The sequence below is a fragment of the Lysinibacillus sp. G01H genome (assembly GCF_028872195.1).
GTDB lineage: Bacteria > Bacillota > Bacilli > Bacillales_A > Planococcaceae > Lysinibacillus > Lysinibacillus capsici.
The window spans coordinates 3,954,470-3,971,866 of the sequence record NZ_CP118397.1 but is presented as its reverse complement, the minus strand read 5'-3'; the positions used below and the strand labels follow the sequence as shown (position 1 = coordinate 3,971,866).

At 36.5% G+C, this 17,397-nt stretch carries 17 protein-coding genes and 1 pseudogene; 13 read left to right on the top strand and 5 right to left on the bottom strand.

The genetic code is table 11. The annotated features are described in order from the left end of the window. Positions 1-174 precede the first annotated feature (174 nt). The 3 genes from PSR12_RS20245 to PSR12_RS20235 all read left to right on the top strand — a co-directional run bounded on the left by PSR12_RS20245 (position 175) and on the right by PSR12_RS20235 (position 4,958). Positions 175-2,070: a PrkA family serine protein kinase gene (locus PSR12_RS20245; RefSeq protein WP_039884612.1), complete on the top strand. Its 1,896-nt coding sequence runs from the start codon at positions 175-177 to the stop codon at positions 2,068-2,070. 282 nt (positions 2,071-2,352) lie between these two features. After that, positions 2,353-3,510 (top strand): sporulation protein YhbH, encoded by a 1,158-nt coding sequence (gene yhbH / locus PSR12_RS20240; protein WP_221682801.1) that lies wholly within the window; start codon positions 2,353-2,355, stop codon positions 3,508-3,510. 44 nt (positions 3,511-3,554) lie between these two features. Beyond that, entirely contained in the window at positions 3,555-4,958 is a 1,404-nt protein-coding gene (locus PSR12_RS20235) for a SpoVR family protein (RefSeq protein WP_221682802.1), read from the top strand. 200 nt (positions 4,959-5,158) lie between these two features. Here the strand turns inward: PSR12_RS20235 and PSR12_RS20230 are convergent, their stop codons facing one another. Further along, positions 5,159-5,572: a hypothetical protein gene (locus PSR12_RS20230; RefSeq protein WP_221682803.1), complete on the bottom strand. Its 414-nt coding sequence runs from the start codon at positions 5,570-5,572 to the stop codon at positions 5,159-5,161. Between the two features lie 196 nt (positions 5,573-5,768). On the opposite strand from PSR12_RS20230, the gene PSR12_RS20225 reads away from it, so the two are divergent. Then, complete coding sequence (locus PSR12_RS20225) at positions 5,769-6,644, top strand: radical SAM/SPASM domain-containing protein (RefSeq protein WP_221682804.1); 876 nt, start codon at positions 5,769-5,771, stop codon at positions 6,642-6,644. Between the two features lie 41 nt (positions 6,645-6,685). Here the strand turns inward: PSR12_RS20225 and PSR12_RS20220 are convergent, their stop codons facing one another. Next, on the bottom strand, positions 6,686-7,075 hold the full coding sequence (locus PSR12_RS20220) for a helix-turn-helix domain-containing protein (RefSeq protein WP_004225641.1): 390 nt from the start codon (positions 7,073-7,075) through the stop codon (positions 6,686-6,688). A gap of 211 nt (positions 7,076-7,286) precedes the next feature. On the opposite strand from PSR12_RS20220, the gene PSR12_RS20215 reads away from it, so the two are divergent. Then, entirely contained in the window at positions 7,287-7,940 is a 654-nt protein-coding gene (locus PSR12_RS20215) for a restriction endonuclease subunit S domain-containing protein (RefSeq protein ID WP_274770279.1), read from the top strand. A 44-nt stretch (positions 7,941-7,984) separates the two neighbouring features. On the opposite strand, the gene PSR12_RS20210 is transcribed toward PSR12_RS20215, so the two are convergent. Beyond that, positions 7,985-9,658 (bottom strand): ribonuclease J, encoded by a 1,674-nt coding sequence (locus PSR12_RS20210; protein ID WP_274770278.1) that lies wholly within the window; start codon positions 9,656-9,658, stop codon positions 7,985-7,987. A gap of 178 nt (positions 9,659-9,836) precedes the next feature. Between PSR12_RS20210 and PSR12_RS20205 the strand changes: the two are divergent. Continuing rightward, a pseudogene (locus tag PSR12_RS20205) lies at positions 9,837-10,604 on the top strand (DUF2935 domain-containing protein). A gap of 39 nt (positions 10,605-10,643) precedes the next feature. Here PSR12_RS20205 and PSR12_RS20200 read toward each other — a convergent pair. Continuing rightward, complete coding sequence (locus PSR12_RS20200; RefSeq protein ID WP_274770277.1) at positions 10,644-11,138, bottom strand: L,D-transpeptidase family protein; 495 nt, start codon at positions 11,136-11,138, stop codon at positions 10,644-10,646. Positions 11,139-11,273: 135 nt separating this feature from the next. On the opposite strand from PSR12_RS20200, the gene PSR12_RS20195 reads away from it, so the two are divergent. The 6 genes from PSR12_RS20195 to PSR12_RS20170 all read left to right on the top strand — a co-directional run bounded on the left by PSR12_RS20195 (position 11,274) and on the right by PSR12_RS20170 (position 14,959). After that, positions 11,274-11,507: a hypothetical protein gene (locus PSR12_RS20195; RefSeq protein WP_221682808.1), complete on the top strand. Its 234-nt coding sequence runs from the start codon at positions 11,274-11,276 to the stop codon at positions 11,505-11,507. A 44-nt stretch (positions 11,508-11,551) separates the two neighbouring features. Beyond that, the gene (locus PSR12_RS20190) at positions 11,552-11,761 is read left to right on the top strand and encodes a hypothetical protein (RefSeq protein WP_004225632.1); all 210 of its coding nucleotides are present in this window, start codon (positions 11,552-11,554) and stop codon (positions 11,759-11,761) included. 14 nt (positions 11,762-11,775) lie between these two features. Next, positions 11,776-11,973, top strand: coding sequence for a gamma-type small acid-soluble spore protein (locus tag PSR12_RS20185; RefSeq protein ID WP_274770274.1), 198 nt, complete (start codon positions 11,776-11,778; stop codon positions 11,971-11,973). 77 nt (positions 11,974-12,050) lie between these two features. Continuing rightward, entirely contained in the window at positions 12,051-12,239 is a 189-nt protein-coding gene (locus PSR12_RS20180; protein WP_221682811.1) for a cysteine-rich CWC family protein, read from the top strand. A gap of 102 nt (positions 12,240-12,341) precedes the next feature. Continuing rightward, on the top strand, positions 12,342-12,926 hold the full coding sequence (locus tag PSR12_RS20175) for a DUF305 domain-containing protein (RefSeq protein ID WP_016993472.1): 585 nt from the start codon (positions 12,342-12,344) through the stop codon (positions 12,924-12,926). Between the two features lie 281 nt (positions 12,927-13,207). Beyond that, entirely contained in the window at positions 13,208-14,959 is a 1,752-nt protein-coding gene (locus tag PSR12_RS20170) for a methyl-accepting chemotaxis protein (RefSeq protein WP_221682812.1), read from the top strand. A gap of 40 nt (positions 14,960-14,999) precedes the next feature. On the opposite strand, the gene PSR12_RS20165 is transcribed toward PSR12_RS20170, so the two are convergent. Further along, complete coding sequence (locus PSR12_RS20165) at positions 15,000-15,593, bottom strand: metallophosphoesterase family protein (protein ID WP_221682813.1); 594 nt, start codon at positions 15,591-15,593, stop codon at positions 15,000-15,002. Positions 15,594-15,837: 244 nt separating this feature from the next. Here PSR12_RS20165 and PSR12_RS20160 point away from each other — a divergent pair, with 244 nt between their 5' ends. Next, positions 15,838-17,334, top strand: a complete 1,497-nt coding sequence (locus PSR12_RS20160) for a class I adenylate-forming enzyme family protein (RefSeq protein WP_221682814.1) — start codon at positions 15,838-15,840, stop codon at positions 17,332-17,334. The last annotated feature ends 63 nt before the right edge of the window (positions 17,335-17,397 follow it).

Here is a 17,397-nt window from a genome sequence, read left to right as displayed (position 1 = left end):
TTTATCTTCATTCAGTAAGGTTCTATGTATGAAAACAGTTGATATATCCGCAATTTTTTTGCCCCAAAAAATAGAAATAATAAGAAGAAACTTCATCAAAGAAAAAGTAATGGTATCATCATGCCATTAACTTCATACTATGTTATAAATCAAGCCCTGAATGGAGGGAAGGCTATTAACATTTTAGATAAAGTGAAAAACTATCGCGAAGAAGAAAACAGGCTGAAGTGGGAAGGGACATTTGCAGATTATTTAAACATCATTAGGGAAAGACCTGAAGTTGCTCAAACAGCCCATTCACGCGTCTACAATATGATAAAAAGTTCTGGTGTAGAGGAACGCGATGGGCAAAAAATGTACAAATTTTTCGGACAAGAAATTTTTGGGCTTGAAACAGCAATTGAAAGACTGGTGGAGGAATATTTCCATCCAGCAGCACGCAGGTTAGATGTTAGAAAACGTATTTTATTATTAATGGGACCAGTTAGTGGTGGTAAATCAACTATCGTTACTTTACTAAAACGCGGATTAGAGCAATATTCGCGAACAGATGAAGGTGCAGTTTACGCAATTAAGGGATGTCCAATGCATGAAGATCCGCTCCATTTAATTCCACATCATTTGCGTAATGAGTTCTTTGAGGAATATGGGATTAGAATTGAAGGAAGTTTATCGCCTTTAAATACAATGCGTCTTGAAAAGGAATACGATGGACGCATTGAAAATGTAATGATTGAACGTATTACTTTTTCAGAAGATAAACGTGTGGGCATTGGGACATTTACACCATCAGACCCTAAATCACAGGATATTGCAGATTTAACAGGAAGTATTGATTTTTCTACAATAGGTGAATTTGGTTCAGAGTCGGATCCTCGTGCTTACCGCTTTGATGGGGAGTTGAATAAGGCCAATAGAGGAATGATGGAATTCCAAGAGATGCTAAAATTAGATGAAAAATTCTTATGGAATTTATTATCGCTAACACAGGAAGGAAATTTCAAAGCAGGAAGATTTGCTTTAATTAGTGCAGATGAGTTAATCGTTGCTCATACAAATGAAACAGAGTATCGTTCATTTATTTCCAACAAAAAGAATGAGGCATTACATTCTCGAATTATCGTTATGCCAATTCCCTACAACCTCAAAGTTAGTCAGGAAGAGCATATTTATGAAAAGATGATAAAAGAGAGCGATATGTCCCATGTCCATATTGCACCGCATGCTTTAAAGGCCGCAGCAATCTTTTCGGTTCTCACTCGTTTGGAAGTTCCGAAAAAACAAGGTGTGGATCTAATTAAAAAAATGCGCTTGTACGACGGAGAAAATGTGGAGGGATTTAATTCCGTTGACTTAGAGGAGCTGAAGAAAGAGTTCCCGAATGAAGGCATGAACGGTATTGATCCACGCTATATTATTAACCGTATTTCTTCTGCTATTATCCGCAAAGAGATACCATCGATAAATGCATTAGATGTTTTACGAGCATTGAAGGATGGGCTAGATCAGCATGCATCTATTTCTCAAGAGGATCGTGAAAAATACATGAATTACATTGCGGTTGCTCGTAGAGAATATGATGAAATTGCTAAAAACGAAGTACAAAAGGCTTTTGTGTATTCCTATGAGGAATCGGCAAAAACATTAATGAACAACTACCTCGATAATGTAGAGGCATTTTGTAATAAAAATAAAATTTATGATCCACTTACTGGGGAAGAAATGAACCCAGATGAAAAATTAATGCGCTCGATTGAGGAGCAAATTGGCATTTCAGAAAATGCTAAAAAGGCATTCCGTGAAGAAATTCTCATTCGAATTTCTGCCTATGCACGAAAAGGTAAACGTTTTGATTATAATTCTCATGAAAGATTGCGAGAAGCCATTCAGAAGAAATTATTTGCAGATTTGAAAGATATCGTGAAAATTACTACTTCTTCTAAAATGCCAGATGAATCGCAACTGAAGAAGATTAATGAGGTTGTGGCAAGGCTTGTTGATGAACATGGCTATAATACAACATCAGCAAATGAGTTGCTACAGTATGTAGGAAGTTTGCTAAATCGATAACGATAACTTGATGTTCATTGTTCCAAGTCAGATAGGAGTGTCCCAATTTTAGGGCACTCCTTTTATTATCAGGAGGAGAGATTTATGATTTGACGGAATAAACAAAAAGCCCCAGAGGATGTCCGAGACTTTGAAGAGAAACTTTCGAGCATGGACAATAAAAGCTGGACGCATTGAGGTGTGATTAATAGATATACAATTGATTTTATGAAAAAAGTTCAAAAATTTGGCTCACAAGCATAGTATAGAAAAAGCGAATTTGATAGATGGGTGAGGATAAAAATGACTGAACACGAAAATAAACGCTTTGTCATTTCTCAGGAAAATTGGTCCCTCCATCGTAAAGGGCACCAGGACCAACAACGCCATATGGAAAAAGTGAAAGATGCGATTAAAAATAATTTACCTGATTTAGTTAGCGAAGAAAGTATTGTGATGTCCAATGGTCGCGAGGTTATTAAGATACCAATTCGGTCACTTGATGAATATAAAATACGATATAACTATGATAACTCTAAGCATGTAGGGCAGGGACAAGGGGATAGTAGTGTTGGAGATGTAGTGGCGCGCGATGGCAGTAAGGCCAATCAGGCTCCCGGTAAAGGAAAAGAAGCGGGTGACAAGCCTGGCCAAGATTATTATGAAGCAGAAGTCAGTATGGAGGAAATTCAAAATGTTTTATTTCATGAACTAGAATTACCAAATTTACAGCAGAAAGAAAAGGCAGATATTAAAACAGAAAAAATAGAGTTTAATGATATTCGAAAAAAAGGTCTCATGGGTAATGTCGATAAAAAGCGTACCATTTTAAATGCATTAAAGCGCAATGCGATGCATGGGAAAGCAGAGATAACGCCAATCCACAATGACGATTTACGTTTTAAAACATGGGATGAAGTGGAGAAACCAGAATCCAAAGCAGTAGTGCTCGCCATGATGGATACAAGTGGCTCAATGGGAGCATTTGAAAAATATTGTGCGAGAAGCTTCTTCTTTTGGATGACGAAGTTTTTACGGTCAAAATATGAAACAGTAGAAATTGAATTTATTGCCCATCATACTGAGGCAAAGGTTGTCACAGAAGAGGAGTTTTTTACAAAGGGCGAAAGTGGTGGCACTATTTGTTCTTCAGCTTATAAAAAGGCATTGGAATTAATTCAGGATAAATATCATCCGTCTCGCTACAATATTTATCCTGTCCATTTTTCAGACGGTGAAAATATATCGATGGACAATGAAAAGTGCCTGAAGCTAGTAGGGGAGTTAATGGACGTATCCAGCATGTTTGGCTATGGTGAGGTCAATCAGCATAACCGATTCTCTACGCTTATGTATACGTATAAAAAAATTGATGATCCTAAATTCAGATACCATATTTTGAGAAAAAAAGGCGATGTGTATGACGCCTTAAAGAGCTTTTTCAAGAAAAGTGAAGAGTAACATGGAAGTATCCTCAGCACCACGTTCAAAGGAGGGGGCGTAAAATGAACACAAAAGAGCTTCATCGAGCAATAGATGAAATTACCGAAATTGCCTCAAGCTTTGGCTTAGATTTTTATCCAATGCGTTATGAAATTTGTCCAGCGGATATTATTTATACATTTGGCGCCTACGGTATGCCCACGCGCTTTTCCCATTGGAGCTTTGGAAAACAATTTCATAAAATGAAGCTTCAATATGATTTAGGACTTAGTCAGATTTATGAGCTTGTCATTAATTCAAATCCTTGCTATGCATTTTTACTCGATACTAATACTTTAACCCAAAATAAATTGATTATTGCCCATGTTCTAGCACACTGCGATTTCTTCAAAAATAATATACGTTTTTCTAATACAAGAAGAGATATGGTAGAAAGTATGACCGCAACTGCTGAGCGAATAGCTGGCTATGAGAGAGAATATGGCAAAGATGAGGTGGAGAAGTTTTTAGATGCTGTTTTAGCTATTCAAGAACATATTGATCCATCCATTTTAAGACCGAAGCTATCCTGGAGTGAGGAGGATGAGCTTGAGGAGGAAAAACCACCAACAAAATCACCGTATGATGATTTATGGAGTATAGAAGAAAAAGAAAAAGTTTATAAACCCATCCGACGCAGATTAAAGCAATTTCCTCCTCAGCCAGAAAAGGACCTGTTGTTATTCTTAGAGGAGCATAGCCGTGAATTGGAAGACTGGCAACGAGATATATTAACAATGATGCGAGAGGAAATGCTTTATTTTTGGCCTCAATTAGAAACTAAAATAATGAATGAGGGGTGGGCCTCTTTCTGGCATCAACGAATCATGCGGGAGCTAAAGTTAACTACTGCTGAAACTATCGAATATGCCAAATTAAATGCGGGGGTTGTGCAGCCCTCCAAAACATCGATTAATCCATATTATCTTGGGATTAAAATTTTCGAGGATATTGAAAATCGCTATAATAACCCTACTGAGGAAATGAAACGGTTAGGTGTTTTGCCAAATACGGGACGTGAAAAGATTTTTGAGGTAAGAGAAGTAGAATCAGATATTTCCTTTATTCGAAACTATTTAACAAAGAATTTAGCGAAGCGTGAAGATTTGTACTTATTCCAAAAGAAAGGGAATGAATATCGTATAACGGATAAGGATCACGAGATGGTTCGCGATCAACTTGTATCCATGCGTGTAAACGGTGGCTTCCCATACATTGTAGTAAAAAATGGTGATTATTTGAGGAATGGCGAGCTATATTTAGTTCATGGCTATGAAGGGATGGAGTTAGATCCACACTATTTAGAAAATGTATTGCCTTATATTTACCAGCTGTGGGGACGTCCTGTTCATTTAGAAACCTATGTGGATAAAAAGCCGATGCTTTATTCATATGACGGCACAAAAAACTATAAACGCAATGTATAATAAAAAAAACTTCTATCTGTTGAAGGTACCATCAAGCAGATAGAAGTTTTTTCATCGTGTTGAAAAACAAAACCATCAATAGTATTTTTGTGAAAGTTCAACAATCGGTTGCAGGCTAATTGCTTTCCAGTGGCAGAGCACAGAGCCTCTTCGTGTCAAATGGCCTTTTTTGCTACTGACATGATCTTTTTGAAACCAATCTACTCAACTTCTTCAGTTAATACATCAGTTTCTTCATTACTTTCACTATGGTTAGAGGATGAATGAATATCACTTTCAATGACAAGACTATCCCGTACTTTAATGCCTTGTTGCCCACCAGCCTCGTCATTATCATTACCAGCAATACCACTTCTTCCATTACCGTCAGCAAATTGCGAATTGACGTTGCGTGTATGACTACCGTTACTAGCATTTTGTCCACCTTGGTTGGCATTTGTGCCTACATCATGATTGATTTGGCCTCCGCCTTCTGCACGTTGCTCAAAGTGAAAATCAGTATTTCCTATATTGAATGTAAAATTTATTGTTATATGATTTTTCCCTTGCTTGTTAGAGGATTCCTGCTCAGGTTCGTCAGGTCCATAAAATTTTTTAGAATTAAAACCAGACATCGTTTCTCCTCCCTTCCTTTCCTATTACTATTAAGATATTAGCGCTTCTTGAACCCACCTGTACGTGTAGCCATGTTACCTAGAGAAAAGGTAGGAGAGTCCAGAGGGAAGCTCAACGATTTTTGCTATCTATCCAATAAATTTGTTAAAATGAATGAGATTTGATTATTTAGTGAATGGGAACGGAGAAGCAACATTGAGAACATTTAAAAAGGTTTATATAGAAATTACGAGTGTTTGTAATTTAGCATGCAGTTTTTGTCCACCTACAGCGCGTGCAAAGGGGCTTATAAAAGTCGAACAATTTAATAAAATATTAGATGAAATTCGTCCACATACAAAATATATTTATTTGCATGTGAAAGGAGAGCCATTACTACATCCAAGAATTGATCAGCTATTAGATGCTGCCCATGCAAAAGGATTCAAAGTCAATATTACAACGAATGGTACGCTAATCAAAAAAAATCGCGAGAAAATATTAGGAAAGCCAGCGTTACGTCAAATTAATTTCTCGTTGCATAGCTTTGATGGGCATGAAGGCTCCGAAAATCGTGAAAAATATTTAGGGGATATTTTGGATTTTGTGCGAGATTCTAGGGAATTCAATACGATTATTTCCTATCGTTTATGGAATCTACAACAGGATCATGTTTCGGATGTTGCAGCTCGTCGCAACCGCGAGACTTTAGAAATATTAGAAAATGAGTATCATCTTGATTATCGTATAGAAGAAAAAGTAGAACCTGGTAAAGGGGTAAAAATTGCCCCTCATGTGTATTTAAATCAGGATCATGAGTTTAGATGGCCAAGTCTTCTAGAGCCAGAGGATGAAGGCAAGGGTTTTTGTCATGCACTGCGTAGTCAAGCGGCTATATTGGTGGATGGTACCGTTGTACCTTGCTGTTTGGATGGGGAAGGTGTCATTAATTTAGGAAATGTACATGAAAAATCCTTCTCCGACATTGTAGAAGGGGAGCGTGCCAACAAGATTGTTGAAGGCTTCTCAAGAAGAGAAGCTGTGGAAGAATTATGTAGAAAATGCGGCTATCGTCAAAAATTTGGTATGTAGCTACTAAAAGTTACTTTGAAATAAAAAAGCAGCTCCAATGGTCATTGACCGTTAGAGCTGTTTTTCTTTGATTGAGAATCAATCGTATCTAAAAAATCCTTCGTTATACGAACTACATATTTTACCTCGTCTAAATTTCGTTCTCTTAATAATGAGCGATGAATGTCTAGCATGAGGTTTTTCTCCTCAATATCAGTAACGCCAGATAATTTTTGAAAATTAAATAGCTCCTCAGGGGTAATGTCTAATGCCTTCATGATTGTTTCCAAAGTACTTAAGGTAATATTAGATTGTCCATGCTCAATATTGGAAACTCTTCCTTTACTGAAACCTAACTTCCCTGTTCTTTCAGCCACTTCTTCTTGGCTAAGTCCTTTAGATAATCGAATAATCCGAAGTTGTTCACCTACTAGCTTTAAAAAATCTGACATATGATTCACCTCTATGTTAAAAGCTAGTGAAAAACAATGAAAATGACTATACTATTATAGTGGTATAATAGAGAAAAAGTTACATTAAAATGGTACAATCTTTAGAGTAATACTTTTATCCAGACAAATGACCTAAATAAATAACTAGGTATGCGTTAATGAAGATTGTATTCAGGGTATTAATTGGGACAGAGGATTGGAGGGTTCATACATGGTGAAGCAGTTTTTTTTAGAAGAAATAGCAAAAGTCCAAATTGGTCATTTAATTGCGAACGATCAATGGTTTAAAAGGGAAGGTACTCCTTTTATCACCAAAGCAACACTATTGAAATTATTGGTAGATGATGATGCTAGTCAAGTGCCAAAGATTGATCACACGGTTGATTCATTAAATTTGTCACTAGTGCCTGCAAAAAGCATTCTTCTCAATAAATTAAATTTAAAGGAAACCATTATTTATCAATGTAAAAAAGCTGTGTGCATCGGTCATGATATCATTGCTATTATTCCAAATGAATCCATTGTTGTTAGTGACTATTTATTTCACTTTTTTAAATGGTATCAAATAAATAAAGAGAGGCGTCATATCCTTCGTTTAATAATTGAATTACCTCCTCTTGATATACAGCATAGAGCAGCTCAACTATTAAACGCTATTCAGCATTTATTAATGAATAAAGATTCTTTAGTCACCGCGGTAGAAAAACTTCCACAGTATTTCGATAATGTGTCAAAACAAGTAAATCAGCATTCAAAAAACTTACATCATAGCTTTGAACAGCTCCAATATCTATATGCTGATATGTTACATAAGGTTTATAATGGAGATTTCCTAAATGATTCCTTTCAAAGATTGAGCAATTAACATAAGTCGGTGCAAATGGATTGGGCAATCCTTGCACCGACTTGTTAAATTTCAATAATAATTGGTAAAATCATGGGCTTACGTTTTGTTTGGGTAAATAAATATTGTCCAACAGCTCTTTTAATTTCTCGGCGAAGAACATGTATTTGCTGTCTGCTCTCTTCTTGAAGCTCATTGACGATTTCTTTGGTAAGCACATTGACTTTAGTTAACAGTGCCTCGAAATCTTTAGCATAAACAAAACCACGTGAAATGGTATCGGGTTCCGAAATAAAAGCACCATCAGCTTTATTGAGTGTCAATACAATAACAAGCATTCCATCTTCTGAAAGTTGCTTGCGATCACGCAGGACAATTCCTTCGACCTCCCCAATGCCAATCCCATCTACATAGGTATCCCCAGCAGGAATTTTCCGTGTTTGCCTTGCCTTTGAATTTTCAATATCAACAACATCCCCATTTTTCATAATAAATGTATGTCCCTTTTGAACGCCAATAGATTCTGCTAATAAACGATGTTGATGTAACATACGATACTCACCATGAATAGGTATGAAAAATTTAGGCTTCATAAACGTCAGCATAAGTTTCAAGTCCTCTTGATGACCATGTCCTGATACATGCATACCTGTATGACTGGAAGAACCATAAATAACTTTAGCACCAAGCTGAAACAAATTGTCCACAATACGAGAAACACCCTTTTCATTACCGGGGATTGGTGAAGCGGCAAGAATGACTGTATCGTCTGGTAAAACTTTAATTTCACGATGATTACCATTTGCTATTCTTGCAAGTGCAGCTAGAGGCTCGCCTTGGCTACCTGTGCAGAGGACCACCACCTCTTCTGGAGGGAGGTATTTGACCTCTCGTGCATCAATTAACAGATCTTCTGGTACAAATAAATAACCTCGTTCAATTGCGACATCAACGACATTGACCATGCTACGCCCTACTAAAGCTAGCTTCCTATTGGTGGCAATTGCTGAATGTACGATTTGTTGAATACGATTAACATTTGAAGCAAAGGTAGAGATAATTACTTTTCGTTCAGCATGTAAAAAGGCTTCCTCAATATGATGCCCTACAAGTTGCTCTGAAGGTGTCAAACCTGGTCTTTCCGCATTTGTACTTTCCGAGATAAGAACTAGCACGCCATTTGAACCGATTTCAGCCATTTTATGAATATCAGCAAATTGGTTGTTAACAGGCGTTAGGTCAAATTTAAAGTCTCCAGTATGGACAACGTTTCCTTCGGGAGTGGCTAAAACAATTCCTAAACAATCGGGTATACTATGATTGGTTCTAAAGAAACTAACATCGAATTGTCCTAAATGTAGAGCTGAGTCTGCATGAATTTCAATTAAATCGGTTCCTCGTAAAAGTTTATGTTCCTTAAGCTTTAATTCAATAAGTCCGAGTGTGAATCGGGTAGCATACACAGGGACATTTAATTTTTTTAGTAAGTAAGGAATACCACCAATATGATCTTCATGTCCATGCGTGACAATTAATGCCTTAATTTTCTCCTTATTATCAAGTAAATACGTAATATCTGGAATGATTAAATCAATTCCGAGCAGGGTTTCATCAGGAAATTTTGCTCCGCAATCAATAATAATTATGTCATCTGCATATTGTACTACATACATATTTTTACCAATTTCATTTATCCCACCTAGGGCGAATATGGATAATAGCTGTTTACTTGTTGACAACGTATTCCCTCCTATAGTCTTAAATAAAGCCATCTAAATGCTTTTGCCATAAGTAGTATAGCTTTTAGCATTTCATCCTATACGAAATTTGCTATACGACTAATTGTAAAATGTAAAGAATAGAATGGAGAAATAACAAGAATATTTCTCTAAAATCAAATTAAAAGGTGGTAAAGCTTTGTCTAGTTTTGTGCAACATGCTATTTTTGAGCATAGATTTTGGCTAGAAATCATGCAAAATCACGCTCAATTTATTCATGACGCCCTCTATCCCTCAGAAAAGGATGATATTCAAAGAGCCTATACGTATATTTATCAATTCTCGGAGCTACTTGCATATGTACCTTTGATCGATGATTCAAATGCTGTATCTTTTTCAGTGTCCGTGGACGACAAGGTTGAGCAATTTAAGCAGTTCAAGCTTCATCTACTCAGACATCAACTATTGGGAGATATTGGGATTCATTTAACGCCTACGTTTGTCAACCATATGGTCAATGAATTAGAAGAATACCAAAATGTGCTGAATTACTTGAAAAAAGGAGAAGCACCACCGATTTTTCATGAGCTTCATCATCATTTAGTTTGACTTTTAGATGCCTCTGGACACGCAGGCATTATTAATGATGATTTAGATGGTGTTGAGAAGCGTTTGAAGCAAAAGAGTCATGAGTTTGCTCAACACTTTGAACAATTTTACTTAAAGGCCGTAGAATTAACAGGCTATTTACGTACGAATATGGATTCCTTTCCTGCTTTAAAACGCTTTAATAAAGATGTTGAGCTTGAAATGACATTATTTAAAACACTCTTAAGAGAATTAGAAGAAATGGAGCTAAGTGCAGAGGTGCTAGGTACATTTACAGCTCCGATGGCGGATCATATGTGGCGTGAAGAGCAATACTATTTAACAAAGCTTGCACAGGCTAGAGAACAAGATCATTAAAACAAAAGGCTATCTAAGCTGACTAGATAGCCTTTTTGGTTAGGGATGAATCACTACCTCTGTACCTATTGGCACAATACTGGCTAGCTCTTCAACATCTCGATTTTGCATGCGGATACACCCATGTGAAACAGCATGCCCAATAGAGCTAGGATCATTTGTGCCATGAATTCCGTAGTGTTCTTTAGAAAGACTCATCCACATCGTACCAAAAGGACCGCCAGGGTTTGGCGCTTTATTGATGATAATAAAACTACCTACTGGTGTTTCGTGAAGCATGCGTCCAACTGCAATTGGGTATTGTTTTTGAAGGATATTGTTTTTATATAAACGGAGCCAGCGATTATTGGTGGATATCTCGATATGGTAAGGAATTGCTTCGGGGTCGGGCAAGCCGGGGATGATAATTTGTTGACCATTGAAAAGATGGTCAGGCTGAATTCCTAGATTAGCAGCGAGAATAGATGACAAAGGTATACGGTAATCTTGAGAAATTTGAACAAGGGTTTCACCAGCTTTGACTGTATGAATCAATTTTTAGTCCCTCCATTGCAAAGGTTTATTGCTCTACTATATGCTTCAGAATGTTTTATGTAATTTTAGGAATGCAAGGTTTTTCAGTTTCTGGACAGAATAAGCGGTGACATTGCAGGATTAAGGGGCATAAAGATGAAGGAATTTAAAATTACGTATTTCTTTGATGAGGTACATTATGTTCGAAGGTTCATTTTTATTGAATCACAACAAGAGGCAGAAAAATTAGTGAAAAATGAACGTGATCAATATATCTCCTTTACGGATAGTAGGGGGATATACCATGAATTGCACACAAAACATGTACGAGTTATTCAAATAGCTGAGTATCATCGAATTGATAAAAGTGCGATTGAGAAAGACACATAATCTGTTCAGCATTACACACATTATAGGAAAAGGAGTGTGACAGAATGGATATCGAAAAAATACCACATGAAAAGAAAATGTTCATGAATTTAAATAGTAAGGACAAGCCTGACATGGTTGAATCAGATACGATTAGTCTTTTCGATTTGCATGAGGATATGCAAACTGTAGATGCCATTCCAATAGAGGAACTCAATAAGCGAGTCAAAAGAGAAGGCGACGAATTAATTGAAATGCAGCCAGATGAATTATAGGAGGTAAAAAATCAATGAATCATGAAAAAGACGTCCAATTTACAGTTGCAGGAACAAATATTAATGAAGTGAAGCAAAAAAATGCACAGGCAGGATTATCCTATAATGAAGTAAAGGCGTTGTTAGCTAAAAGTGGTGGACATGGTACGTCTATTTATAGCGACACAGACATTGATGAAGTCAAACAAGACATACACAAACATCAACAATAAACGTTTTGGAGGAGCAAGGTATTGAGCGCTCTTCCCTTTTTATTTTACAATGGTGAAAAATAAAGGAGTTGTAAATCATGTCAACTGGAGAAATGAGATGTCCATTATGCGGAGGCGAAAACCATTGTGGCGTGGCAAAAGGCAAAAAAGAGTGCTGGTGTATGACAGTTAGCATTCCAGAAACCCTGTTAACTACAGTGCAAAGAGAGCCAAATCTATGCATTTGTTCAACATGCATAGATACATATAAGAAAGAACAAGTATAGTTTTTTGCGATGATAAAGGTTGGTAAAAATTGAGCAATTGGTACAATTGTCTATCGCACAACAACCTAGCAGGCATACATTACTCTGAAAGGAGTGTGTCTAATGGCTAAACCAATTGAACTCAGTAATGTGACAAAGGCATATTTAGAGGAATATCAGCGAATCCTCAAAAAAATGATGCAGGGTATGACCTATGTTACCATTACTTGTAGTATCTCAGAAAATTTTATTAAGCAAATCATCCCTCATCAAGTTGCAGCAATCCAAATGTCTGAAAATGTTTTACGTTATACAACGAATATACCTGTGCAAAATCTCGCCTTAGAAATCATTCGCACACATACAGAAATGCTTGAGAGTCTTGAAGCGATACAAAATCGTTGTTGTGTCGTACAGAACTCAGAGTATGAATTATACGAGTATATGTGTGCTTACAAAGAAATTACAGAAGCTATGTTCAATGCAATGTGTGCTCCACCAGTCTCTAATAGCATTAATATCAATTATCTTCGGGAAATGATCGTCCATCATCAGGGTGGTATACGACTGGCACAAAATGTGCTTAGATTCTGCATTTGTCAAGAGTTAATTCCAATCCTACGTTGCATGATTCAAACGCTGTGTGAGCAACTAGAAGCCATGGAAAAGCTACTGGATAGCTTACAAAATTGCGATTGCGAGTGCTAGCACTAACGAGAAGTTTATATGGGAAGAAGGCGCTAAATCAATTGGGATTTTAGCGCTTTTTCTGCGTAAAGACAGTGTTTAACTAAGAAAATAAGAAATTGTCAATAAAGTGGACGAAAAAATAGTAAAGTGTAAAGAATTAAATGAGAATCTATTTTTGTCATTCTATTGTTGGTAAAATATATATGTTTTATTAGTTGAAGGTAATGAAGAGAAAACTATAATTGGCTTTAAAATATTGGTAATTTTATTTTACTTGAATACAACTAGGAGTGGGAGCTATGTTCAAAAGGAAGAAGATTAATCAAAGTTATGATTATTTTTCGGCTACGAAAAATTCAGACATCGAAACAAATGAACGCTTTAAAGAAAAATTGGATTTCCTTGCTTTATCTAGAATTAGAAGAGAATCTGTTGGGTTTTTACGTAAAATTTACGAGAATAATCGACAGCATATACTCGATAATTTTTATGCTCGTCTACTGGAAATCCCAGAGTTTAATCAGGTCATCAATACACATTCCACAGTAGAGCGCTTAAAAGGATTGTTTGATACCCATTTCATTAGCTTATTTGATGATGAATTAGATTTAGATTATGTCTTTAAGCGTCGTAAAATTGCATATGTTCATGCAAGAATTGGTGTACTACCGAATTGGATGATTTCTGCCTATACACTGATTAATCAATTAATCATTCCACTTATTGTCAAAGAACTATCTCGTGATGAAGAAAAAATGCTGGATGTTTTATTGTCTTACGATAGCTTAGTAACAATTGATCAACAAATAATTTTAGAGACCTATATTGAAATTCAAGCAGGATCTGTAGTAAATGGATTAGGTGAAATAATTACTTATAATACACAGTTAGATACCATTAAGGAACTGATTGAATTTCAGGAGATTCAGCAACAGGAGATTGTTGCAGCAGATCAATTAATGCATGAGTTAGACGAAAGTATTGAAGAAATTGCCACATCAGTTGGTGATATTTCAGAGCAAACAAAGCATGCCTTTAAAAAATTAAATCAGGATTTGGAATCATTACAACAAGTATCATCTATTTTACAGACGACCGATGAAGGCCATAAATCAATGCAGGAAGACATTAGGCGTTTAGTTGAACGTGTAAATAGTGTAGCGAAATTAATGGAATTAATTAAAAAAATTGCAGATCAAACAAATTTGTTGGCTTTAAATGCATCAATAGAGGCCGCTCGTGCGGGAGAAGCAGGAAAAGGTTTTGCGGTTGTTGCAGAGGAAGTTCGGAAACTTGCTGATGATACAAGTACATCTGTCAAATCTATACATACAGATATACAGGAGCTACTTCATATTACCCATAATATTAGTTCATTGACGACTCAATTTTCCCAAGATTTACATCAAGGTGTTACAGATACCTTATATATATCACAGACGCTAGCTGAGCTAAATAAAAACTTACAGCAGCAGGGGGCGCGCTTTGAGGAAATAGCTACAACGGCAAAGGTTCAGGCACAATCTGCTACTACTATTTCTGAACGTAACCATACAATTACAGAGAGCATGCAAAAAAGTAAGGTAATCGTGTTTGATATGGGCTCTGCCATTTATAAGTTAAGTACAATGATTGATGGATACCGATCCACAACAATTTCTAAAAACTTTATTATTAGCCAAGAGGATATTATTGAATTAGCTATTACCGACCATCTATTGTGGAGATGGAAAATCTACAATTTGCTACTAGGCTTTGAAACGATGACGGAGCAGGATGTAGGGTCTCCAAAAGAATCACGCCTTGGCGAATGGTATTACGGCACAGGAAAGAAATTGTTGGGTGATGAGCGTGTCTATACAGAGTTAGAACAACCATTTATCCACGTCCATGATATAGCAAAAAAAGCAGTGCGTGAATACAATGTAGGCAATAAAACGGGCGCTGAAAAATACCTGAAAGAAATTACGGATGAATCGTATGTTGTAATTGAAAAATTAAAAGAGTTAAAGGAAATTTTATTGAGCGAGAAAAAGCAATATATTCATTAAAAAATGGAAAGCAAGCTAGTCTACATACTAGCTTGCTCTTTTATAGATTAATAGGTGGAACACACATAAATGTCACTGTACGTTTTTGGCTATCATAAAGACACCATTCACGGTGATTGATAACAGAGCCTACATTCACACCATATTGTTTGTCTTGTAACGCAATTGGTTGCCCGTACCGAATACGAATCGGCAGCTTTTTTTGTTGATGATAAAGGCCTGATTCGTGACTATGCCCAAAGAAAAATAATGGTTTTTGAAAGGGTGGGAAAGTCGGTTGCCAGCTTACATTCCACTTAAATTGATGTCCGTGCATAAGCGTGGCTCCATCAATCTCTATTGTCTCAGGTAAAGCTCTAAAACGTTCAATGCCAGTGACCTGAGTAATACGTTCTTCTTGATTGCCTCGAATAGAGGGGAAGGTTAGTAGTCTTTCAAACTCACTTTCTACTATGGCCGCCTTTTGCAAAGGTAAGCCAGATATGTTTTGTGCCTTTTTCTTACTTACAGTGCATTCATATAAATCCCCTAATCCAATGATTTTTGCTTCCTCTGCTGTTTGTTGAATGTGAGCTAGAACAGCTTTAGTGTCTTCTATATTAGAATGTAAATCTCCTAAAAGTGCATAAAGCATTTAAACCCGGCCTTTCCTAATAATAATCGTACAAGTATCATACACCCAATAGAAATTGCTAGAAAAGTAAAATGTCTAAGAATATTTTGTTACTTCAGCTACATATTTTGAATGTGTGGAAAAATTGCCAAGAAATACATTGCTTGATAAAATATAATCATAATTTTCTGAATTTTAAGAAGTTTAATAGTTTCCCATTCTTGTTTATTCAGTAATAATAAAATGAATGTATGGAGGGCTTATAATGACGAAGTTTATGACAGATATTCTTGAAGACTATGCAGGGCAGCAACCAAATGCAATTGCAACATTGTATGATGGAAAGGCATTAAGTTATCATGATTTTTATCAACGTGTAGAAAGATTTGCGGCTTACTTGCAGGAACAAGATTTTGAAAAAGATGATGTGATTGCCCTATATACGCTCAATTCAGATTTATTTTTAATCGCTTATTTAGGTGTCCAATTAGCTGGATTTATTGTGATGCCTATTAACACTAAATTAGCTGCTCCTGAGGTTGATTTTATTTTTAATCATTCACAAGCAAGGGGCTTAATTTTTGATGAAAGATTAACAGAGGTATTAGAGGACGTTTCCTATTCATTCCAACATACCATCGGATTTCAAGAAATGAAAAACATAATTGAGCATGATAATCATGCTAGAAAAATTGTGCAATTAGAGGCTGACGATACGGCAGTGGTCATGTATACGTCAGGAACAACAGGTAAACCCAAAGGCGTCATGCTAACGCATCAGAATATCGTGGCTACAGCAGATATTTGGTCGTCTTCTATGAATATGTCGAGCAAGGACAAAATGTTTATTTGTACGCCTTTGTTCCATTGTGCAGGTCTTCATGTATTTGCTATGCCTATGTTTTATCAAGGAGGAACGGTGGTCATTGAAGAAGCATTTTCACCAACTAAAACGTTAGCTCAAATTGTAGCTACTAAAACGACAATTTTCTTTGGTGTTCCATCTATGTATACGATCATATTAAATACTCCAGGCTTCAAGGAACATAGCTTTAAGCATTTACGTTTATTATGTTACGGGGCTGCCCCAATGCCTTATGAGCTTGTAAAGCAAGTGAAAGAAGCATTTCCAAATGTAAAGGTTCAAAATCTTTATGGTCAAACTGAAAATTCACCTGCAGCTACCTCTCTATTAGATACAGATGCATTGACGAAAATTGGCTCAGTGGGAAAACCATTAGCACAGACAGAGGTTTGTGTAGTTGATAGTGAAGGAAAGACCGTTCCAGCTGGAGAGGTGGGCGAAATTTGCGTAAGAGGTCCACAAGTAATGAAGGGCTATTTGCGCAATCCAGAGGAAACAGCAAGAGCGATTAGGGATGGCTGGCTGTACTCAGGCGATTTAGGACGCTTTGATAAGGAAGGCTATTTATATATTGTAGATCGAAAAAAAGATATGATTATTCGCGGTGGAGAAAATATTTACCCAATCGAAATAGAAGAAGTTCTATATCAAATGCCAGAAATTTTAGAAGCAGCAGTGGTTGGATTGCCACATGAAGTATATGGAGAAGTACCAAAAGCATTTGTGGTGTTAAAGGAGGGGAAGTCTCTTGATGAAAATTCGATACTATCCTATTGTCAAACACGACTTGCCAAATATAAAGTACCTTATGAAATTGAATTTTTAATAGAATTACCACGTAATGCCTCTGGGAAGGTACTAAAACATACGTTACGACCGAAAGTAACAACGATTTAAGACAGTTCAATTAACCTTTGGCATAATTGCTATCCAGATTTTTGGAGTTTACTCGCAAAAGAG